Below are 22667 nucleotides of genomic sequence, written 5' to 3' on the forward strand. Positions count from 1 at the left end.
TTATACAGTTTTCATAATATGTTCTTCCATGGTTATAGCTAACTCACTATAATTTTGATATACTTTTTGATACGCAGGAACATTTTCTTGGTTTGGTTCATAAACCATTTCAAACGGACTTCCCATAGCGTTCATAGCTTCAAAAGTATCTTTGTATATGTTTGATGCAACCGCACCAAAAATAGCCGCTCCTAATGCGCAAGCTTGTTCAGACTTTACAACTTTTATTGGCATATTCAATATATCTGACATCATTTGCATGATAAATGGTGATTTTTTTGCAATTCCACCTAAAGCAATTACACCTTTAATTGGAATGCCTTCACTAATAAATCTGTCAGCAATTTTTTTAGCACCAAAACATGAAGCTTCTACCAAAGCTCTAAATACTTTTGGTGATGTGCTTCCTAAATTTATTCCTGCAATTACTCCTTTTAAATTTTGATTAGCATCTGGTGTTCTTCTACCATTCATCCAATCCAATGCCAGTTCTCCAGAAGCACCAATTGGTTCTTTTTCAGCAGCTTCACTTAATTTTGGAATTAAATTCCCTAAGGATTCTTCAATCAATTTTTCTTTTGTTTTTTCATCAATTAATGTAGAATTCCCTATTAACTCTTTTATTGGCCAAGCCAATAAACGATTGTACCAAGCATAAATATCTCCAAATGCAGATTGCCCAGCTTCTAAGCCTAACATTTCAGGAATAACCGAACCATCAACTTGTCCGCAAATACCTTTTACCAAATGTTCTTCTTTATTTTTTGGAGCTACTAAAATATCACAAGTTGAAGTACCCATAATTTTAGTTAAAAAATAAGGTTCAATATTAACACCTACAGCACCCATATGTGCATCAAAAGCACCTACAGCAACTACTACTTTTGTTGATAAACCTAATATATTTGCCCATTCATCAGATAAAGTTCCAGCTGAAACATCTGATGTAAAAGTTTCTGTAAATAATCGATCTTTCAGTCCATCTAAAATTGGATCTAACGCAACAAAAAACTCATTTGCTGGCAACCCGCCATAAGATTCGTGCCATAAAGCTTTATGACCTGCAGCACATCTACTGCGTTTCATTTGTGAAACATCAGTTCCTCCCGTTAATAAAAAAGGCACCCAATCGCAATGTTCTACCCAAGAATATGCTTTTTCTAAAACGCTTTTATCTTCTCTGGAAACATGTAATATTTTTGACCAAAACCATTCTGATGAATAAATTCCACCTTCAAATTGTGAATAATCAATATCCCATTTTTTACACAATTCGTTAATTTCATCTGCTTCTTTAATACCAGTATGATCTTTCCAAAGAACAAACATAGCATTTGGATTTTCTTCAAAACCATTTAACAAAGCCAAAGGAGTTCCTGTTTTGTCAACGGCTACCGGGGTTGAACCTGTTGTGTCAATACCAATTCCAACAATATTATCAACAACATTTTTATCAACTTCAGCTATAACTTCTTTAATTGTGTTTTCAATTCCTTCAATGTAATCTAAAGGATGTTGTCTGAATTGATTTTTTGAAGGGTCACAAAATTTCCCCTCTTTCCATCGTTCATAATAATGAACTGCAGTTGCTAATTCTTCACCAGTTACTGTATTTACTAACAAAGCTCTAACCGAATCAGATCCAAAATCCATTCCTATTGCATATTTTTCCATCTAATAAATCTTTATGTATATGACAAATATAACATTTTTATTTTATAAGTGTGTAAAAAACACTTCTTTTATTTTTATAGTTATTAATTAACATTTATTTTATTTTAAATTTTAAAATAGTAAAAGAGTTTGGTTTCAAACTCACCACTGTTTTTTCACCTTCTAATATAAAATCCGATTCATTAGGGCTAATTTTATTTGGTGATTCAAACGAATTTCCATCAACCAAGTTATCACTAGTTAAAATTGTAATTATTCCTTTTGATTTAACTTTTTTTCCAGATATATTAACCGTAACATTCTGAGAATTACTTGATGTATTTACCAATTTAATAATCACCTCTTCTTTCTCTAAATCTTTTGCAGCAGTTGCATACAAATCTCCTTGACCAGTTAAAGGTTTTCCTTCTTTAGTTATTGAAAGTAAATCAGTTCCCTTATTAGTTGCATACATTTTTTGCACTTGATAATTGGCCGTTCCGTATGATTCTAAGTTATTGAACCAAATCATATCAGGAGCCCATTGAAACGCATCAATATGTGCCATTAATGGCGCATATGATGTTAAATGAACTACTTCAGCATTACGCTCTAAACCTGTCATAAATGCAGCTTCAGAAAGTGCTGCTTCCCAATTATTTTCCTTCGGACCATCTTCTATCTCTTTTGGATGAGCGGCATATTCACCTGCAAATATTTTTGGTCCATTTCTATCATAACTATCATAACGTGCAGCATTTTCTCTAAACCATTCAGGACTTCTGTAATAATGTTCATCAATAATTTCAGCATTTAATTTTTTCAATTCCTCCATTCCATATTCAAAATAATCTCCATCAGGAAAAGGGCCGCTTCCCGAAACAATAATTATTTCTGGATATTTAGCTTTAATTGCTTTTTCAAATACTTTATATCTTTCAATATAAGCCGGACCCCATTGCTCATTACCAACTCCAATATATTTTAAATTGAACTTTTCCGGGTGTCCCATTTCGCTTCTAACTTTACCCCAAGGAGTATTAATTGAACCATTTGCAAATTCAATTAAGTCCAGCGCATCTTGCACATAAGGATCTAATTCTTCCATTGGAACTAATTCACCTGTGTTAAACTGACAAGCAATTCCGCAGCTTAAAATTGGCAATGGTTCTGCTCCTAAATCTTCAGAAAGTTGAAAATATTCAAAAAAACCTAATCCAAAACTTTGAAAATAATCGGGAGTTAATTTATGTTTAAACTCCGTATTCCATCTATTTACTAAAATCTCTCGATCTTCAATTGGCCCAACAGTTTTTTTCCATTGGTAACGACGCGCTAAGGTTCTTCCTTCAACAATACATCCTCCAGGAAATCTTAAAAATCCAGGATCCATATCATCTAATAATTGTACTATATCTTTACGCAATCCGTTTTTTCTTCCTTTCCAAGTATCTACAGGAAATAAAGAAATCATATCCAAATCAATTTCTCCAGTGCCTTCAAAAGTGATTTTAATTTGTGCTTTTGCTTCGGTTTTTAAAGCTGTAAGTTGCGCTGTATAATTTTCCCAATCTGTTGATGTTGGAACAATATTAGTTTCACCTAAAACAGTTCCTTCTTTATCAATAAATTGAATATTTATTTTTTTAACATTTCCACTTTTTTTTGAAGCTGATAGATAAAAATTATAAGAAGCATCTTTATGAATTCCCATTCCTCGGAAACCTTCATTAATTAATACGTAACCTTTATCATCATTTATTTTAACTCTTATATAATTCTTATTACTTGGGTTGCCTGCATATTTTACTGCTGAAGCTATTCCAGACTCATTATTAAAAGAATGTTTGTTACTATTTGGTTGGCTCCAACCCATTAACGGATTTGTAAATTCAAAAGATCTGTTCTTTATCATTTCTGCATATAAACCTCCATCCGCTGCAAAGTTGATATCTTCGAAAAAGACACCATACATTGTTGGTTGAATTTTTATGCCGGAATCTTTTAAATCTACATGCAAATTAACTATTTCGTTAGAAATTGATTTGGCTTCAGAAGTTGTTACTTCTTTTTCCTTACAACTTAATAATGCAGCGATTATAAAAGCAACTAAAAATGTGTATGTAAAAAATGGTTTCTTCATTTAATAAGTAATTTTCAATAATTCATTTTAATAATATTCAAAAACTGGTCTTCCATTATTATCAAATTTAACTTGCATAACTCTAGCATGTCTGTTTGGATCGTATAAAGGATCACCTACAATTTTTTCATAATCTCTGGCATGATAGATACTTAATGGTGTTTGACCATCTTCAGCAACAGTAAAACTGTTATGTCCTGGTCCATATATATTTTTGTTATAATCTGACTCTAAAACTGGATATCTAGATTTTTTCCAAGAATTCCTATCTAATAAATCAGAAGCTGAATCTGCTTCCATCATTCCCATACAATAACAAGCACCTGTTGCGCTTGCAGAAAATGTGATATAAATTTTGTCATTATTTTTTATTACAGCTGGACCTTCATTTACCCAAAAATCAATTCTTTCCCAATCATAATCAGGTGTGGTAAGCATAAACTGAGCTGTTTTTAATTTAATTGGCGATTCCATTTCCGCTAAATATAAATTTGAAGCAGCAAATTGTCCACCCGTTTTTTCAGCCCAACAGAAGTATCTTTTTCCATTATTTTCGAAAACTGTTCCGTCTAAAGAAAAATCGACAAATGTTTTGTTATCACCATCCGCAGGTTGCATCTGCCCAAGTTCAATCCATTCGTCTTTTAAAGGATCCTGACCTTTACATTCAAGAACATAAGGTCTTAATTTCCAAATATCATTAACTTCGCTAGCTGCAAAATAAACATACCATTTTCCATCTAAATAATGTATTTCTGGAGCCCAAATATGCTGACTCATTGGTCCTGTTTTGTGCTTATGCCATACATTAAATGTTTCTGCTTCTTGTAATCCTTTTATTGTTTTAGCTCTTCTAAGTTCTATAGAATCATATGATGGTACTGAACCCGTAAAATAATAATAACCGTCGGTATGTTTATAAATAAACGGATCGGCACGTCGCTCAACAATAGGAGTATTTTTTCCAGTTGTACCCATTTTTATATGTTCAGTTTAGTTTTTATAGTTTCATAATATTTGTCAGTAATTTTGTAGCGAAACATTAGTAAACCCATAATTACATGAAAAACACCAGGAATGATTGTTAACATAAGTGCAAGACCAATCAATGCTGTTTCACTTTGTACAGTATCTGGAATGTAGCCAAAAAAGTCTAACAAATAACCAACGGTTGCACCAGCTACTCCCATACCTGCTTTTTGAGCAAATGAAATACCTCCAAAGGATAGTCCAGAAACACGTTTTCCAGATTCTGCATGTCCGTAATCTACCGCTTCCGCAATAGCTGACCAGAATACTGGCGCATGTAAATCAACAATAAAGGATAGTATAAAATACAATACATATGCTAAAAACATATCTCCGGGTTTCACCACAAAAAACATTACTAAACTGATTGCGCCAACTGCAAGCTGCGTATATTTAAAGAGTTTTACTTTACAGTAACGCTTCGTTATAAATGTAGACGCGGGCATTGCTAATATTGCGGCAATAACGCCCGTTGCCATAAAAGTAGACTGGACGCTAGCATCGCCTCCAAGAAAATATTTTGCATAAAAAATAGCTACAGAACCACGAATTACATACCCTACTGTTCCTGTAAAACATACACCGAATAAAAGTGTCCATTGACCATTTTTGAAAAGCAGTTTGAATTGTTCTAATAACGGTGTTTTATCTACAACATGTTCAACACGTTCTTTTGTTGTAAAGAAACTAAATAAGAAAAGAAGCGTACCTAAAAGTGCCATTAAGCCCATAGCAAGCTGGTAACCTTTAGCAATATCATTTTTACCTAAAGATTCTGCCATAATTGGAACTACAATTGAAACTAGAAAGGCCGCTATTTTTGCAAAAAAAAGTCGATATCCATTTGCAGATAAGCGTTCCTTTGGATCACTTGTTAATACTCCAATTAAGGATATATAAGGAATTGTTACCGAAGTAAACATAATTGTTACAAAAATATAAGTAATGTAAGCGTAAATTAATTTACCCGAATAATCGAATCCTGGAGTTGTAAAGGTTAAAAAAACGGAGATACCAAAAGGTACAGATAAAAACAAAAAATAGTGTCTGTAACGCCCCCACTTTGTTGTAATTTTATCGGTTATAAGTCCCATAAGTGGATCGGTTATAGCATCTATAAGCCTAACCAAAAGAAATAATACCGCCATGTCTTTAGGTTTTAGACCATAAACATCGGTATAGAAAAAAGTAATAATTAGAAACATTGAGGAAATAACCACGTTTACTGCTGCATCTCCTGAACCATAACCGATTTTTTCAAGTATGCTTAACTTTTGATTGTTAGATTTCATATATGTAAAATTTATTTGTTAGAAGTCATATATGTTATCGCTTTTTAGTTATTGGTGTTTGCTTAGGCAAACTTGTTGTTAATGACGATTTCATAAATTATTTTCTAGATGTTTTAATTAGTTAACAGTAATGCTAAACTCACGCCTGTCATATTATTTGGTTTAATTATTCTTTATTTTCAAGCCACACTTTCATTTTACCCACACCTCTATTTGACCAAGTGTAGTAAGGAATCGCTTTTAATTTATTATTAGTTATTGTATTAACTCCTTCTAAAATTGGTTCTTTTTGAACTGTAAATTCATCTGAAGTCGAAATTGTAATTGCATCAAAATTTGGATTGTCAATTTCCTCAACTGCATACACTAAAGGACCATACTCTAAAGATAATTTTCCCCTGTTTTCTTCAACCTTATCATTAGCTTTTACGGTTCTCACTTCCATTGGAAAATTAAGCTCAATTTTATCAGCTGCTTTCCAATTTCTGTTCACTTCAAAATAACCATCTTTTATTGAAACCTCCACTTTTTCACCATTAATGGTTAAAGTTGGTTGGGCTTTAGATGAATCTGTATACCTATACAAATCACCTGGTAAAACTTCATTTCTAGACCAGCCCGGAATTCTAAATTTTACAGTAAATTCTGATTCTTTTTCTGGTTTTAAAGCGATAGTTACAGCTCCATTCCAAGGGTAATTTGTTTGTTGTGAAATTTGAATAGAATTATTATCTAATGCTACAACAGCTTCATTTGAAGCATATAAATTAACATAAAGTTCATTGTTAGTTTTTGAGTAAATTAAACCTGGTAGTGAAGGAATAAAACGAATTACATTAGTTGGACAACAAGAACAATCAAACCAAGATTGGCGCGTACAAGAACCTCTGTTAGATTTATAAACACCGTCTGATTCTAATGCGTTTGGATAGAAAAAGTTAGTTCCATCTAAAGATAATCCTGAAATTAACCCGTTGTATAAAGTTCTTTCGATTACATCAAAATATTTTACATCTCCAGATAAATTATGCAATCTATGATTCCAATAAACGTCACCAATTGCTGCGCAGGTTTCATTGTACGCAGTTAGGTTTGGTAATTCATAATTATCACCAAAAGCTTCACCATCATGTCTGGCTCCAATACCTCCTGTGATATACATTTTTTTATTTACCATATTGTCCCATAATTTTTGAACAGCTAAATTATATGCTGTATCTTTTTTTATGGCAGCAATATCTGTCATAGCCGCATACATATAAACAGCTCTTACAGCGTGCCCAACAACTTCATCTTGTTGTATAACCGGAATATGATCTTGTGAATAAGGGCCGAATAATTCGTGATTTTTAGGATTCCCTCTATTATCTAAAAAATATTTTGCTAAATTTAAATAGGCTTCATTTTTAGTAATTTGATATAATTTTATCAAACCTGATTCTATAATTTGATGCCCCGGAACTGCCTGAATTTTACCTTCTCCTTCACCAAATGTTTTCACCATTAAATCGGCATTTTTTAAAGCAATGTCTAAGAAATTTCTCTTTCCTGTTGCTTCATAATGTACCGCTGCCGCTTCATACATATGTCCAGCGTTATACAATTCATGGCTCATAAATAAAAATTCCCAGCGTTTCCCTTCATCCACTTTTACCCAAGGCGCAGGTGGTTTAGCCGGATTAATAGTTCTCCATGTTGTTAAATACCCATCGCTTTCCTGACCTGTTTTTACTATATTAATTAGAGAATCTAGTAGTTTTTCCAATGGTTTATTTGGAGCGCTAATTAAAGAATTAGATGCGCCTTCAATAATCTTATAAACATCCGAATCATCAAAAGGCATTGCTCCTTTTACGGTTCCTTCCATTTTACCACCAGCCATTAAAAAATTGTCAAAGCGTCCTTCTTCCTCACATTTTGTGATAGCGTATTCTATTGTTTTTTCCTGAACAGTTTTAATAATAAGCAACCAAAATTCATCTGTAAGCTTTACATTTTGAATGTTAACAGGTTTAATAGGGTATCCTTTTTGTTCATTATTATTAATACTTTTTGAATTATGGGATGAACCTTCTCCAGTACATCCCATAAATACCAAAAAAAATATACTACCACTAACAAGTAATATTTTGTAAATACGTTTCATAAATTTTAATCTAATTCGTTTCCTAAAACGGGCCAAAGCTCAGCATCCCATGCTATTTCAGCAACCCTCAATTTTGGCAATCCTTTATCATTAGCATCATATCCGTGGAAAAAAATATAATCTTTACCATCAAAAGTATAAGCACTGTTATGCCCAGCGCCATACCAGTTTTTATCTCCTTCTATTATTAAAGTTCCACCTCCCTTATTGAGTTCTTTTCCTTCTTTATCTACATAAGGCCCTGTTACTTTTTTTGAACGACCAACCACCACTTTATAAGTACTATTTTCTCCACGACAACAGAAATCCCAAGACAAAAATTGATAGTAATAATCACCTTTTTTAAAGATAAAAGGTCCTTCTAACGCTGCATTTCCCGGTTCGTCATCTTCTAAATCGCTATCTCTATCTCGTCTAGCAATGGTATGCCATTCTTCCGGCTGTGCAATCGATTTTAAATCTGAATTTAATTTTACCATTTTTAATCCGCTCCAAAATGAGCCAAATGATAACCAAGGTGTATTATTTTCATCAAAAATTAAATTAGGGTCAATCGCATTCCATAAATCTCTGTTTGGAACTGATTGAATTACAATTCCTTGATCCTCCCATTTGTAATTTTCATCAGTTGGGTTTAGTGTTTTATTTGTAGTTACACCAATTGCTGAAGTGTTTTTTCCAAATGCTGAAACAGAATAATATAAGTAATAGGTATTGTTATGAAATGAAATATCTGGTGCCCAAATATGACCATTGAAACCCGGTGCTACATCAAGAGCCCATTCTGGATATTCCGCAAAAACAGGAGCTGCCTGTTTCCATGTTTTTAAATCTTTAGAAATAAATCTTGTAATTCCAGGTCCTGTACAAAATAAGTAATAAGTATCCCCTTGTTTAGCTACCACAGGATCGTGTGTAATTGGCCTTTCTTGAGCGCAAGAAGCCGATACCATGAAAATTGAAATTAAAAATAAAATACTTTTAAAAGCGATTTGTATGTTATTAATTTGTTTCATATCCTAACTTTTAAATTATTGAATTCCTTCTGAAGTCATTATAATCCGCTGCATAGTTCCATCTTCATTATAATATAGATTATCTATACAAATAGAACGTCTAAAACTTCCTCCATTCGGTTGAATACTTCCATTATGATAAATAAAATAATCTTTCCCTTTAAACTCTATAATCGCCTGATGGTTGGTATTACTGTTTCCAGCAACTTCATTTAAAATACCTTTAAATTCCCAAGGACCAGTAATCGATTTGCTCATAGCATAGGCTATTTTTTCAGGAAATTGATATGCATATGATAAATAATACCAATCTCCTTTTTTATGAATCCAAGGTGCTTCTGTAAAATTTGGCAAGTCAATGGTTTCTATTGGGCCGTCCAATTCAATCATATTTTCTTTTAATTTCGCATAATGACATACTGTATTCCCCCAAAATAAATAAGCCTGCCCATCATCATCAATAATAACTGTTGGATCAATATCATCCCAGCTAATATCAGTTTGAGTTGTCATATTATTGGTAATTAATGCTTTTCCTAAGGCGTCTTTAAAAGGTTCTATTGGACTGTCAGCAACTGCAACACCTATTGCTTTTCCATGAATACTACCATGTTCAACCGTTACATACCAATAAAATTTTCCATTTCTTTCAATTACTTGAGCAGCCCAAGCATCTCCAGATGCCCAAGAAAAATCTGAAGTTTTTAAAGGAACGGGATGTTCTTTCCAATTAACCATATCTGATGAAGAATATACCAACCACTCATTCATTTTATAAAAATTGAAATCGTCCGGAGCTTCATCATGACCAGCATATAAATAAACACTATCGTTATAAACAATAGCAGCAGCATCCGCAGTAAATTTATCCTTAATAATAGGATTGTTTATTTTTAAAGGTTTAACAGCCGTTCCAGAAACTTTAGAAACTTCAACTTTATCTGTTTTATTTATTGTACAGCTTATAATAAGCGAGGCGAGTATTGTACTTAAAAATATTTTTCTCATAATTTATGTTTTAAATTTCTTCTATTTTAAAGAATAAAAAAAGGTGAAGAAATTTTAATAAACTTTTTTAGCCCAAACAGTGCGTCCTGACGGAGTAAAACCTGAATAAGTTATAGTTCTTTTTCTAGGTGAAGCTTCCCAGTCCCAAGCATTTTCTACATTAAACTTATCATTATTTATGGTAAGAATTTTATTTGAACTATCATAAGACCAAGAACCCGAACCACTTATTTTGTTATCACTTGCTAAATTAATATAAATAGAATTTTGTATTGTTTTGTATTGATATTCCATTGTAATTTGCTCCCAAGTACCAACCAAATCTTCTTCTGTAATGTTAGTATCTGGAACACCTGCAAATCTTTCAGGAGAAATTGTTGGCCAACCATCTTCAGTCCATTGTATACTTCTAACATGCCCCATCATTATTGCATTTGAAACATTTATTCCTGGAACATTTTCAGGTAAACGAGCCTGAGATGCATAATACCATTCTTTAGTTTGAGGATCTTGAAATACTGAACAATGCGAAAACCCAACCCAACCTGTGTGGTTATAAAATTTGTATGGATGTGTTAGCATTGGCCAAGATTCAGCACCATTAGAAACGTTACCACCATCAATTCCATAATACGGGCCAGTAATACTTGTAGAGCGCGCTACACGTGTATTATAGGCAACAGACAATTCATCATAAGCTAAAAATAAATAATAATATCCTGTGTCTTCATTGTAAATAATTTCAGGACCTTCAGAGGCTTGCCAGCGACTATTTCCTCTATGTGCTATTTTAATTCCATAATCATCAATAGTTTCTAATTTGTCTGGTTTACCTGTTTCCGGATTTAATTTCAATGCAGCAATCCCTGAATGCCAGGAACCATAAACTAACCAATGTTCTCCTTCTGGTGTAATCACCATACTTGGATCAATAGCATTGAATTTAAAATATCCACTCCAATCTCCGCCTCCAGTTCTTGTATAGGTTTCTAGGCCATCTGGTTCAGAACAAACCACCATTCCTTTGTCTTCCCAAACATTTGAAGCTAAATCATCTGATTCAGCCAATCCAATAAATGCACGTTCGGACCATGACGTATTAAAATCAGTTCCAACAATAGGATTTATTACAACAATGCTATAATACATTCTAAATTTAGTACCTACTTTTTGAATATATGGCGCCCAATAGCCATAATTTGGATTTTCAATTGGAGGTAAAGCTGGAATCATTCTTGCTCTTTTGTTATTTAATGAATCTTTTACCCAAGCAGGAGCATTAGTCATCGTACTCCCTCTGTATTCCCAATTTACCAAATCTTTTGATCTTCGGTGGTGAAAATGTCCGTTTCCATCATGAGCATTTCCATAAGAAGCATCCGTTTGATACATATAATAATAGTCTCCGTCTTTTGCCACTGTTGGATCGTGTACATTTGCCAAATTCCATTGAGAACGATTATTCCAAGATGCTATTGGTGTATAATCATCTGCATAGGTTGGCCCGGGAAATGTTTCTGGAACAACTACAACAGGATCTGGATCCGGTTCTGGATCTGGTTTTAAATTATCATCACCTGAACAACTATTTATTGAAAACATCAATAAAGAAAAAGTGAAAATTGATCCTAATTTTATATAGTAATTCAAGAATTTCATATTAAATATTTTATTTTGCTTCTAAAACTACAACTGAAAAAGGTGGTAATTCTATTTCAAGAACCCCTTTTTTAACTTTGAAGTTTTTAAATTCTTTTGGCTGAATTTTAGCTGGATTATCAAATGTATTATGGTCTTGTAATTTTGAAGAACTTAATATACTTCCAGTAATGTTTTTAACTCCTAAATCTTTAATATTGATTTCAATTTTGTTTTCTTTTTTGGAATCAATATTAACTAATGATATATGAACTAATCCATTTTTATCTTTTGAAGCTGAAGCGGATATTGCTGGTAAAGTTTCATTATTATAAGTGTATAATTCCGATTCAAAAGTTAATGGTAATAACTGTGCATCATGATGAACCGTGTACATTTTCATAATATGGTATGTTGGTGTTAGCAACATTTTTTCACCTTCAGTTAAAATTACAGCTTGTAAAACGTTGACAGTTTGGGCAAGATTTGCCATTTTTACTCTGGAACTGTGGTTGTTAAAAATATTTAATGTTGTTCCAGCTATCATAGCATCTCTCATTGTATTTTGTTGGTATAAAAACCCTGGATTTGTTCCTTCTTCAACGTCGTACCATCCACCCCATTCATCAACTATTAAAGCAACTTTATTATTAGGATCGTACTTATCCATAATAGCAGTATGCTTATTAATAAGTTCGTCCATTTTTAAAGCTGTTTGCATTGTAGAAAAATACTGAGCTTCATCAAATTTTGTTGAAGAGCCTTTTTTCTCCCATTCAACAAAAGAATAAGAATGTAAGGCAACGCCTTCAATTAAATTTTTAGGAATATCACGCATTAATACTTCCGTCCAATGATAATCTGCAACATTTGCTCCAGAAGCAATTCTAAACATTTTGTCACTATTAGTCCAATCCGTCATAAAAGTAGCGTATTGTCTATAGAGGTTCGAATAATATTCTGGTGTCATGTTTCCACCACATCCCCACATTTCATTTCCAACACCCCAAAATGTTACGTTCCAAGGTTCTGGTCTTCCATTTTCTTTTCTTAAATCGGACATTGGGCTTCCTTCTTTATGTCCTACATATTGCAAATAATCAGTAAATTCCTGTACAGTACTACTTCCAACATTTGCAGCTAAGTATGGTTCTGTACCTAAGATTTCGCATAAATCTAAAAAATCATGGGTTCCAAAACTATTATCTTCTGTTACTCCTCCCCACCATCTATTTACCATTTCTGGCCGGTCTTCTTTTGGTCCAATACCATCTTTCCAATGATATGTATCGGCAAAACAACCTCCTGGCCAACGTAAATTAGGTATTTTTAATCCTTTTAAAGCATCAATAATATCATTTCTAACACCATTCGTATTAGGTATTTTACTATCTTCTCCAACATAAATACCATCATAAATACATCTTCCAAGATGTTCTGCAAAATGACCGTAAATATGTTTACTTATTATTGGAGCTGTTTCATCCAAATTAATTTTTACAGTTGTTGTATTGTTTTGTGAATAACCCATAAAAGTTATAAATAGAAATACAAAAACTTTTAGAAACTTAAAGTGCCTTTTATTTAACATACCTTTTAATTTAATATCATAAGGCAAGTTATAAAAAACCTGCCTTATGAAAAATTAACTCAATTTAAAATTCAAATAATATAATATTTTTAATATCCCTCATTTTGAATAGTTCCAGGATTGTTATCCATTTCTAACTGTGGAATTGGGAAATATTCTCTTCCAGCTTTATAAGTATCATACTCATAATCTCTAGATTTTAACCAATCTACTTTTGAAGAATTTTGTAACCATCCCCATCTTCTAATATCATCAAAACGGTGACCTTCTAATGCAAACTCTAACAACCTTTCATGTGCTATTTGATCTCTCATTTCTTGTTGAGTCATTCCAGGCTTAGTGGTTTCTAAATCAGGCAAATTAACACGGTCTCTTACCATTTGAATGTATTGATATGCATTACCAGTAGCTCCAGTTTCATTTAAACTTTCGGCGTACATTAACAATACATCTGCATAACGCATTATGCGCTCATTAATTCCTGATCTCCAATCAAATTCATCTGGTTGACCTCCATCTGAATTTTGGTATTTCCTACAAAATAAATCATTTAAATCTTGTTGATTTCCTCCATAAAAAGTTGCAAAATCTTGTCCATACAACATCATACCTCCTGGTTTGTTATAAAACATGGTAGCATCTAACCTTGGATCTACTTCATCATTTACTGTTTTTTCAATATGGAAATCATTAAATAATGATTGCGTTGGTTGTACATCAGTCCAACCAAATCCTCTAGGTCCATAAGTAATTGCTCTTGCAGAAGTTTTTCCCCATCCAGATGCTGGAGCACCACCCCAACCTAAATCTACACCACCTGCATCTCTACTAAATTGAACTTCAAATACAGATTCTGAATTATTTTCATTTGCATCAGTAAAGTTATCTCTATAGTCTGCAACTAAAGAATATACATTTAAATCTATCACTTTTTTAAAGTTATCTCTTGCGTTTGGAAAATCTTGAGTGAACAAATATGCCTTCGCTAAATATGCTAGTGCAGCACCTTTTGTTGCTCTCCCAACTTGACCTGCGTCTAAACCTGAAACACTTGTATAAGATGTTGGAAGCATTTCTGAAGCTATTTGAAAATCTGAAATAATTTGTGCCCAACCCTCTTCATTAGATTTTTGTGCACTATAAATTTCACTATTATCTGTTGGTAAAGGAACACTTTTAAACAACTTTACTGCATGCATAAAAAACAATCCTCTCATAAAATGAGCCTGACCTATTATTCTATCTTTTAAAGCTTGATCCATTTCAATTTCTGGAACATTTTCTAATACTTGGTTCGCACGGTAGATTCCTTGATAATAGGTTTCAAAAGCCCATCCATAAATTGCAGCATCAGAAACACTGGAGTTAAATCTTCCTACATTAAACATTGCTCCCCAAGGACTTTGACTTCTTGTGTCGTCGCCTTTTAAATCTAATAATAAAGGAGTACTTCTCATGTAGGTACCATCTGTTAATAAACTACCATAAGCAGCATTTACACCTTTAAGTGCATCTTCGTCTGTTTTCCAAAATGATCCTTCAGTATTTACATTTGGATCAACTTGAATTAAATCTGCTTCTTCAACACAACTCGCAGTAACAAGTATTATTGAAAGAAAAACAAGTAGATAATATAATTTGTTATATTTCATTTTTTTATATTTTTAAATTTATTTATCGTTTAATTAAAAGTCAACTTCTAATCCAAACATAAAACCTCTTGGATTTGGGAATGAACCTAAATCAAAACCTCTTGAAAACAATCCGTCACTACTAAAATCTGGATCGTAACCTTTATATTTACTAATTGTAAGTACGTTTTGTCCTGAAACATAAACTCTTGCTCTTTGTAATACATTTATATTGTTAACAGGAATATTGTATCCTATTTCAATATTTTGAAGTTTTAAATAATCTCCATTTTCAATAAAACGACTAGATAATCTGTTATTTCCGTTTGGATCTCCAATTATTGGTCTAGGAATATCGGTGTCTGTATTATTCGGAGTCCAGTAATCTAACATATCTGTATGGTGATTTACATAATCTCCTAACATTAAATCGTGGTAAGTTCCATTAAGCACTTTATTTCCTCCGTGACCTTGCCAAAAACATGAAAAGTCAAAATCTTTATAAGATGCACTCATATTTAATCCAAAGCTATATTTTGGAATTGAAACACCTTGAAAACTTCTATCTTCATCTGTAATTAAACCATCATCATTTAAATCTCTGTATTTAATATCTCCAGGAGCTGCAGAAGATTGAAATGCATGTGCGTCTATTTCTGCTTGATTTTGAAAAATACCCTCAACTTCATACACATAAATTTCACCAATTGATCTTCCTACTTCAGTTTTAGAACCCGCTCCATAAATTGGATTTCCATCTAAACCTATTTTTAACACTTCATTTTTTAGGGTTCCTAAATTTGCAGAAACACTATATTTAAATTCATTATCTGAATTATTATATCCAATTGCAAATTCTAAACCAGTATTTTTAACCTCCGCTGCATTAGTAGTAATACTTGCTGGCCAAGATCCAGTTGAATATGGTAATGGAACATCTGCTAGTAAATTTGTAGATTTTTTCTCAAAATACTCTACTGTAAAATCTAATTTATTATTTAATAAACCTAATTCTATAGCGGCGTTAATTGTTTCTGTATCTTCCCATTTTATATTTGGATCTTTAAGACTAACAGCTGTTGTACCAGGTGCTAATGTATTTCCAAAAGCATAACTAGCAAATCCATTTACGGTTCCTGTATATCCATAGTTAGCAATTGTATTGTTACCTAATTGTCCATAACCCCCTCTTACTTTCATAGTATTAATTACCTCTGGAAGTGTTATAAAACTTTCATTATGTACTTTCCAAGCTCCAGACAAAGAGAAATAATCGCCCGTATTGTTTTCTGAAGGGAACAAAGAAGATTTATCACGTCTGAAATTAGCTGTTAATAAATATCTGTCATCATAAGAATAGTTTAATCTACTTATATATGAAATTGAAGTAATTGTACTTTCATATTCTCTGGCTGAAATATCATCAGAATATTCAATATGACTAATTTCTCCTGGTTCAAAACCAACACCTCTTGAAATATGGTTTTTATGGTCAAAACGTTCTTGAACCCAACCTAATAACACATCAAATTTATGTTTTTCTATTTCCTTTGAGTAACTTAATAAATTATCAAGAATTGTTCTTGTTTCGTTACCACTAGTTAAATCTAAAGCAGATTCTTCATTTGTAGTTAAATAATACCAACCTAAATCACTTGGTGGATTAAAAAACTTTGTTTGCCAATCTAATTGGTCAGCACTTGCCCTAATTGTATATTTTAATCCATCAATAATTTCAAGTTCTCCCCAAACATTACCAATAAATCTATTTCGGTTATTACTATTATCAATTAAGTTATTAAATCCTATAACATTTAAGGTAATAGCTCTCTGAGTTAAGTTATCAGCACCACCATATCCTCCTAACCTATTTTCATCATAAACAGGCATAGTAGGAATTGCTTGTAGCAATTGAATTACAGATGAAGTTCCTGGGAGGTATTCATTAAAACTCTCTTTATCTGATTTTGTATATCCAATTTTTGCTCCATACTTAAACTTACCTTTTGTACCATTTAAATTCAAGGTTGTTGATAAACGTTCGTATTTTTGAGGCGTTTTAATATAACTTGTATTGTCAAAATAGTCAATATTCATACTGTAGTTTAAATTCTCAGCACCACCTGCAAAAGTTAAAGAATGATTTTGAACAACTCCTGTTTCATAAGCTGCATCCTGCCAATCTGTATCTACATTATCAATAAATAAAGGGCTTGAAGAATCATTACCTGGCACCACTGTTAAACCTGCATTTAGTTCTGCTGCACTTGTAATGTTTTGGTAACCAACTCTATCAGTTAATGAAAGTTTTTTAGGTACATTTTGAAATCCAACAACAGATTTATATCTTAAATCAATTTTTCCTGTTTTTCCTTTTTTGGTAGTAATAATAATTACCCCATTTGCACCTCTAACACCATAAATGGCTGCAGAAGAAGCATCTTTTAAAACCTGCATAGATTCAATTTCTCCCGGTGCAAAATCATAAGGAGAATCAACAATCATTCCGTCAATTACAAACAATGGATTGTTATTATTAAATGAAGTAATACCCCTAATTTTAATGTTTACAAAACCTCCTGGTTCACCTGAGGATTGTACGGTAACACCCGCAACTCTACCTTGCAACATTTTTCCAACATCATAAGAAACAGTTTTTTTAGCCTCATCAACATCAACAACGCTAACAGCACCTGTTAAATCAGATTTTCGTTGTGTACCGTAACCAACTACAACAACTTCATCTAAAGATTGGGTATCTTCTTGTAAAGCAACATTAACTTGAGTAACACTTCCAACTGCTACTTCTTTTACTTTAAAACCTACATAAGAAAATACTAATACATCTGTTGCAGATGCATTAATAGAATACTTACCATTAAAGTCAGTTACAACTCCATTTGTAGTTCCTTTAACTAACACATTTACACCTGGCAATGGGATTCCCTCATTTACAGATGTAACAATTCCATCAATAACCTTATTTTGCTGAGCTAAAAGGTTATTTGTACACATAAACATAATTACTAATGCCATAAGCCCTTCTTTTAGAGGCCAATGCAACTTGTAATTAAAAAATAATTGTTTAATTGCTATCATACTAATTTGGTTTAAATAATTTATAAGTGTAATTTTCACATTTGTAAAATAATAAAAAAAAAATAACATTTCCTAATTTTTAACAAAGAAATGTTTATTTCACACTTATTTAATAAACAAGACCTTATATATTATGAATATTTTATGGAAGTTTATATATTAGCGCAAAATAGCTGATATGTTAAACGGGTATAATGCCGAAGATAAAGTTTTAGTTGCTGTAGATTGTATTATCTTTGGTTTTGACAATGAAGATCTTAAAATTTTACTTATTAAAAGGGACTTTGAACCGGAAAAAGGTAAATGGTCCTTAATAGGTGGTTTTTTAAAAAACCAAGAAACACTAGATGATGCTGCTAGTAGAATATTACACAGGTTAACAGGTGTACATAATATTTATATGGAACAATTTTACGCATTTAGTGAAGTTGATCGAGATCCTAAAGAAAGAACTGTTTCTGTTTCTTATTTTGCGTTAATTAATATTGAAAACCATAATAAAGAACTTATTGAGAATTACAATGCAAAATGGTTTAGCCTATCAAAAGCTCCAAAACTTATTTTTGACCATAATGAAATGCTAGCTAAAGCTATTAGAAGATTACAAAGAAGAGCATCTATAAAACCTATTGGATTTGAGCTATTGCCTGAAAAATTTACCATGCGACAACTCCAAAAATTATATGAAGCTATTTTAAATAAAGATCTTGATAAAAGAAACTTCATTAATAAAATAAATTCTCTGGATATTTTAATTAAATTAAAAGAAAAAGATATGACATCTTCTACAAAAGGCTCTTTTCTTTATAGATTTGATCAGAAAAAATATGATGAAAAATTAATGGATAATTTTTATTTGAAATTATAAACATCGTAAAAAACTTCCGGCATAAAAGAACCTCATTTGTATAAAAGAATCTTTTTATATATTTAGTTATTTTAAAATGTTGCCCTAAATTTATCATTAAAAAAAGTGATAAGAATCATTTTTTTTAATGATTATACTCATTGAATTTTAGATTTTTTTAATCTTTTTTTGATAATTAAACTCCCCCTAAATTTTACTTTTTTAGTTCTAACAATATTTTGCAACTATAAAATGAGGCAGCTTAAAATTATAAAACAACCTACAAACAGAGAAGAAGCATCTTTAGAAAAATATTTTCAAGAAATTGCAAAAGTGAAAATGATTTCAGCAGATGCGGAAGTCGCACTAGCAAAAAGAATAAAATCTGGAGATCAAAGAGCTTTAGAGAGGTTAGCATTAACAAATTTAAGATTTGTAGTATCTGTTGCAAAACAATATCAAAATCAAGGTTTAGCACTATCTGATTTAATAAATGAAGGGAATATTGGCTTAATTAAAGCTGCTAAACGTTTTGATGAAACGCGTGGTTTTAAGTTTATTTCTTATGCTGTTTGGTGGATACGCCAATCCATTTTACAAGCTTTAGCAGAACAATCTCGAATTATTCGTTTACCTTTAAATAAGATAGGCTCCATTAGTAAAGTTAAAAAAATAGTTGCCGTTTTAGAACAAAAAAATGAACGTAATCCATCACTTGAAGAAATTTCTGAAACTCTTAGTATTCCATTAAACGAAGTAAAAACTGCAATAAAAAATTCCTCACGTCATATCTCTATGGATGCTCCTTTAATTGTTGGTGAAAATTCAAATCTTTATGATGTTTTAAATATAAAAAAATCTTTAGACCCAGATAAAGAATTACTTCATGAGTCTTTAAAAATAGATATTAAACGTGTTTTACAAACCCTTAAACCTAAAGAAGCAACTGTAATTGAGCTAAGCTTTGGCTTAGGAAATGTACATTCCTTAACCCTTGAAGAAATTGGAGAAATGCTTCATTTATCTCGTGAACGTGTGCGGCAAATTAAAGAAAAATCTATTAGAAGATTAAAAAGTTTATCCAGAAGTGAAATCTTAAAAAATTATTTATAGGCTATTATTTTTTGATTTAGATTTTTAATAAATCATTAATCGTTTCTTCAAACCTAGTTTAATTGGTTAATTATTCCATTTTGTATGATAAAATACTCCTGTTTCATCATCTACTCTTTGGTAAGTGTGCGCTCCAAAATAATCACGCTGCGCTTGGATTAAATTGGCTGGTGAATTTGCTGTTGTGTAAGCATTAAAAGAATTGACAGACTCACTAAAGCAAGAAATAGCCAATTCGTTTAAAACGCACTCGGATACTACTTTATTAATAGATGGTTTAAACTTTTTAAGTTGTGGCTCAATTTTTTTTGCCACCAATATATTATTTGTTTCTTTTAAAACTTCAACTAAATCTTGCATTAACATAGATTTAATAATGCAACCATTTGTCCAAACTCTAGCTATTTCACTTAAATTCAATTCCCAATTATAAGCTTTTGATGCTTCAGAAATTAATTTAATTCCTTGATAATGATTTATTATTCTCGCAAATTGATAAGCCTCAAGCACTTGGTTATTTGTTAATTTTAATTTTTGAGAGTTTTTAGCACCATATATTTCTTCAAGTTTTACCCTATCTTCTTTATAAAATGAAGTATAGCGCGCAAATAATGCAGAGGAAATTAATGAACTTGGTACACCTAGTTCGGCAGTTGCAATTGTAGCCCAGTTACCAGTGCCTTTATTGCCTGCCTTATCCATTATTTTTTCAACCAACCAATCATTTCCTTCTTTTTTTTGTAAAATAGCTACCGTAATTTCTAATAAGTAACTATTTGCACTAGATTGCCAACCTTCTAAAATAGCAGCAATTTCACTAGGATTATTTCCATTTGTTCTTAAAATATCATAAACCTCAGCCAATAACTGCATTTCTGCATATTCAATTCCATTATGAACCATTTTAACAAAATGGCCACTTCCTTCAGGTCCAATATAGGTACAACAAGGTAAATTGTTTTTATCTTTCGCTGAAATTGCATTTAAAAATGGAGCAACCATTTTATAAACCTCTTTATCTCCTCCCGGCATAATTGAAGGTCCCTTTAAAGCTCCTTCTTCTCCACCTGAAACACCGGCTCCAATAAAATGGATGTTTTTAGATTTTAAATAACCTGCTCTTTCTTTAGTCTTTTTATAGTTAGAATTTCCACCATCAATTAGAATATCTCCTTCGCTTAAATGAGGTAATAAATCATCAATAACTAAATCAATTATTTTACCTGCATTTACCATAAGCATAATTTTTCGTGGTGTTTGCAATGAGTTTACAAAATCGCTAATAGTATCAAATGGTTGTGCTTCCGATAGTTCTTTAAACTCATTTTTAAAATTAATAGCAACATTTTCTTCAACACCATCAACATGCCTATTAAACATAGAAATTTCAAAACCATTTTTAGCCAAATTTCTACACAGACTTTTCCCCATAACACCCAATCCAAATAAACCAAATTTACTTTTCATACTATCTTTTATTGTTTTAATAATTTCTAAAGGGGTTTTAGTTATACATACTTCTATGCAATTTCTTGGAGTTTCTAATATTTCAAATTGTGATTTCAATAATTCTGGTGGCATAAAATGATTTTTACGTTTAGAAACTCTACTGTAAATTTCATTAAAAGTACCATTTAAGTATACCCATTTTACATTTGATTCTAAGTTAGAATTTAAAATAGTCCTATAACTTTCTTTTAATGCTGAACAAGCAATAACACATCCTTTATCTTGAAATTGTGCTACCGCAAGTTTATTAAGTATTTGCAACCATCCTTCTCTATCAGCATCATTTAAAGGCTTTCCTTCTGACATTTTTTTGATATTATTTTTAGGATGAAAATCATCTCCATCAAAAAAAGGAAGTTTAAACTCTTCTGCTAAAAGCTTACCAATAGTTGTTTTACCACAACCCGAAACGCCCATAACGTAAATCACATATTTTTTATCCACTACACACCTTATTTTACTGTAAAACTACTAATTACCATCTCTATTTTCAATTTTAACTTGAAATACAAATTGGTTTACCAAGTATATGTATATTTATTATTAAACTATATATTTTACAAAAATTTAATAAAATATCTATCAATAAAGCATTTTAAAATGAAATAAGAAAAAGAACATAACTACAAATAAAAACACTCTTATTGAATTTGAAGCGTCGAAAAGCAAAAATTGTTTCTAGAAATAAAATTTAAAAATATTCCACAACTCTGAATCTATTTTCATCTTTTTTAATAAAATTAAGACATAAAAAAAGCCTCAGCAAAAACTGAAGCTCCTATAGTAGCGGGGACTGGACTCGAACCAGCGACCTTCGGGTTATGAGCCCGACGAGCTACCTACTGCTCTACCCCGCGATTTGGATTGCAAAGATACATCTTTTTTCAAAAAAACAAACACTTAGTTCAATTAAAAAATAATTTAGTTTTACCTTTGCAACTTAAACACTGAA

The 22667-nt window shown here is 31.7% G+C and carries 14 protein-coding genes and 1 tRNA gene; 2 read left to right on the forward strand and 13 right to left on the reverse strand.

Annotation, left to right across the window (positions count from 1 at the left end):
• The 11 genes from BX611_RS11975 to BX611_RS12025 all read right to left on the reverse strand — a co-directional run bounded on the left by BX611_RS11975 (position 1) and on the right by BX611_RS12025 (position 18246).
• Positions 1 to 1674 carry a ribulokinase gene (locus BX611_RS11975; RefSeq protein ID WP_115881551.1) on the reverse strand — a complete coding sequence of 558 codons (1674 nt, stop codon included), beginning with the start codon at positions 1672 to 1674 and terminating at the stop codon, positions 1 to 3.
• A 94-nt stretch (positions 1675 to 1768) separates the two neighbouring features.
• Positions 1769 to 3796, reverse strand: a complete 2028-nt coding sequence (locus tag BX611_RS11980) for an alpha-L-arabinofuranosidase C-terminal domain-containing protein (protein ID WP_115881553.1) — start codon at positions 3794 to 3796, stop codon at positions 1769 to 1771.
• 27 nt (positions 3797 to 3823) lie between these two features.
• Positions 3824 to 4774 carry a glycoside hydrolase family 43 protein gene (locus BX611_RS11985; protein ID WP_115881555.1) on the reverse strand — a complete coding sequence of 317 codons (951 nt, stop codon included), beginning with the start codon at positions 4772 to 4774 and terminating at the stop codon, positions 3824 to 3826.
• Between the two features lie 2 nt (positions 4775 to 4776).
• On the reverse strand, positions 4777 to 6117 hold the full coding sequence (locus BX611_RS11990) for an MFS transporter (RefSeq protein ID WP_115881557.1): 1341 nt from the start codon (positions 6115 to 6117) through the stop codon (positions 4777 to 4779).
• A gap of 166 nt (positions 6118 to 6283) precedes the next feature.
• Positions 6284 to 8263, reverse strand: coding sequence for a glycoside hydrolase family 127 protein (locus tag BX611_RS11995; RefSeq protein ID WP_240324997.1), 1980 nt, complete (start codon positions 8261 to 8263; stop codon positions 6284 to 6286).
• A gap of 5 nt (positions 8264 to 8268) precedes the next feature.
• A complete protein-coding gene (locus BX611_RS12000; protein WP_162880050.1) occupies positions 8269 to 9279 on the reverse strand; it encodes an arabinan endo-1,5-alpha-L-arabinosidase in 1011 nt (336 codons plus the stop codon).
• Positions 9280 to 9294: 15 nt separating this feature from the next.
• The gene (locus tag BX611_RS12005; RefSeq protein WP_115881559.1) at positions 9295 to 10287 is read right to left on the reverse strand and encodes a glycoside hydrolase family 43 protein; all 993 of its coding nucleotides are present in this window, start codon (positions 10285 to 10287) and stop codon (positions 9295 to 9297) included.
• A 54-nt stretch (positions 10288 to 10341) separates the two neighbouring features.
• Positions 10342 to 11946 carry an arabinan endo-1,5-alpha-L-arabinosidase gene (locus BX611_RS12010; protein ID WP_115881561.1) on the reverse strand — a complete coding sequence of 535 codons (1605 nt, stop codon included), beginning with the start codon at positions 11944 to 11946 and terminating at the stop codon, positions 10342 to 10344.
• Positions 11947 to 11956: 10 nt separating this feature from the next.
• Positions 11957 to 13456, reverse strand: a complete 1500-nt coding sequence (locus BX611_RS12015) for an alpha-N-arabinofuranosidase (protein WP_240324998.1) — start codon at positions 13454 to 13456, stop codon at positions 11957 to 11959.
• A gap of 149 nt (positions 13457 to 13605) precedes the next feature.
• Complete coding sequence (locus tag BX611_RS12020; protein ID WP_115881563.1) at positions 13606 to 15168, reverse strand: RagB/SusD family nutrient uptake outer membrane protein; 1563 nt, start codon at positions 15166 to 15168, stop codon at positions 13606 to 13608.
• Between the two features lie 33 nt (positions 15169 to 15201).
• Positions 15202 to 18246: a SusC/RagA family TonB-linked outer membrane protein gene (locus tag BX611_RS12025; protein ID WP_162880051.1), complete on the reverse strand. Its 3045-nt coding sequence runs from the start codon at positions 18244 to 18246 to the stop codon at positions 15202 to 15204.
• 178 nt (positions 18247 to 18424) lie between these two features.
• Between BX611_RS12025 and BX611_RS12030 the strand changes: the two genes are divergently transcribed.
• Both BX611_RS12030 and BX611_RS12035 read left to right on the forward strand, forming a co-directional pair.
• Positions 18425 to 19114: an NUDIX hydrolase gene (locus BX611_RS12030; protein ID WP_115881567.1), complete on the forward strand. Its 690-nt coding sequence runs from the start codon at positions 18425 to 18427 to the stop codon at positions 19112 to 19114.
• 231 nt (positions 19115 to 19345) lie between these two features.
• Positions 19346 to 20206, forward strand: a complete 861-nt coding sequence (locus BX611_RS12035) for a sigma-70 family RNA polymerase sigma factor (protein WP_115881569.1) — start codon at positions 19346 to 19348, stop codon at positions 20204 to 20206.
• A 66-nt stretch (positions 20207 to 20272) separates the two neighbouring features.
• On the opposite strand, the gene gndA is transcribed toward BX611_RS12035, so the two are convergent.
• Together gndA and BX611_RS12045 are read right to left on the reverse strand one after the other, a co-directional pair.
• Positions 20273 to 22159, reverse strand: a complete 1887-nt coding sequence (gndA, locus tag BX611_RS12040; protein ID WP_240324999.1) for an NADP-dependent phosphogluconate dehydrogenase — start codon at positions 22157 to 22159, stop codon at positions 20273 to 20275.
• A gap of 340 nt (positions 22160 to 22499) precedes the next feature.
• Positions 22500 to 22572 (reverse strand) — tRNA-Met (locus BX611_RS12045).
• Positions 22573 to 22667: the final 95 nt, after the last annotated feature.

It is taken from the genome of Lutibacter oceani, assembly GCF_003384935.1.
GTDB lineage: Bacteria > Bacteroidota > Bacteroidia > Flavobacteriales > Flavobacteriaceae > Lutibacter > Lutibacter oceani.

Bases quoted from the DNA above. Each gene is read 5' to 3' on its own strand.
- BX611_RS12015 (WP_240324998.1), bottom strand. From the start codon at position 13,456: ATGGGTTATTCACAAAACAATACAACAACTGTAAAAATTAATTTGGAT.
- BX611_RS12000 (WP_162880050.1), bottom strand. From the start codon at position 9,279: ATGAAACAAATTAATAACATACAAATCGCTTTTAAAAGTATTTTATTT.
- BX611_RS11995 (WP_240324997.1), bottom strand. From the start codon at position 8,263: ATGAAACGTATTTACAAAATATTACTTGTTAGTGGTAGTATATTTTTT.
- BX611_RS11975 (WP_115881551.1), bottom strand. From the start codon at position 1,674: ATGGAAAAATATGCAATAGGAATGGATTTTGGATCTGATTCGGTTAGA.
- BX611_RS11990 (WP_115881557.1), bottom strand. From the start codon at position 6,117: ATGAAATCTAACAATCAAAAGTTAAGCATACTTGAAAAAATCGGTTAT.
- BX611_RS12010 (WP_115881561.1), bottom strand. From the start codon at position 11,946: ATGAAATTCTTGAATTACTATATAAAATTAGGATCAATTTTCACTTTT.
- BX611_RS12035 (WP_115881569.1), top strand. From the start codon at position 19,346: ATGAGGCAGCTTAAAATTATAAAACAACCTACAAACAGAGAAGAAGCA.
- BX611_RS12025 (WP_162880051.1), bottom strand. From the start codon at position 18,246: ATGATAGCAATTAAACAATTATTTTTTAATTACAAGTTGCATTGGCCT.
- BX611_RS12005 (WP_115881559.1), bottom strand. From the start codon at position 10,287: ATGAGAAAAATATTTTTAAGTACAATACTCGCCTCGCTTATTATAAGC.
- BX611_RS11980 (WP_115881553.1), bottom strand. From the start codon at position 3,796: ATGAAGAAACCATTTTTTACATACACATTTTTAGTTGCTTTTATAATC.
- BX611_RS12020 (WP_115881563.1), bottom strand. From the start codon at position 15,168: ATGAAATATAACAAATTATATTATCTACTTGTTTTTCTTTCAATAATA.
- BX611_RS11985 (WP_115881555.1), bottom strand. From the start codon at position 4,774: ATGGGTACAACTGGAAAAAATACTCCTATTGTTGAGCGACGTGCCGAT.
- BX611_RS12030 (WP_115881567.1), top strand. From the start codon at position 18,425: ATGTTAAACGGGTATAATGCCGAAGATAAAGTTTTAGTTGCTGTAGAT.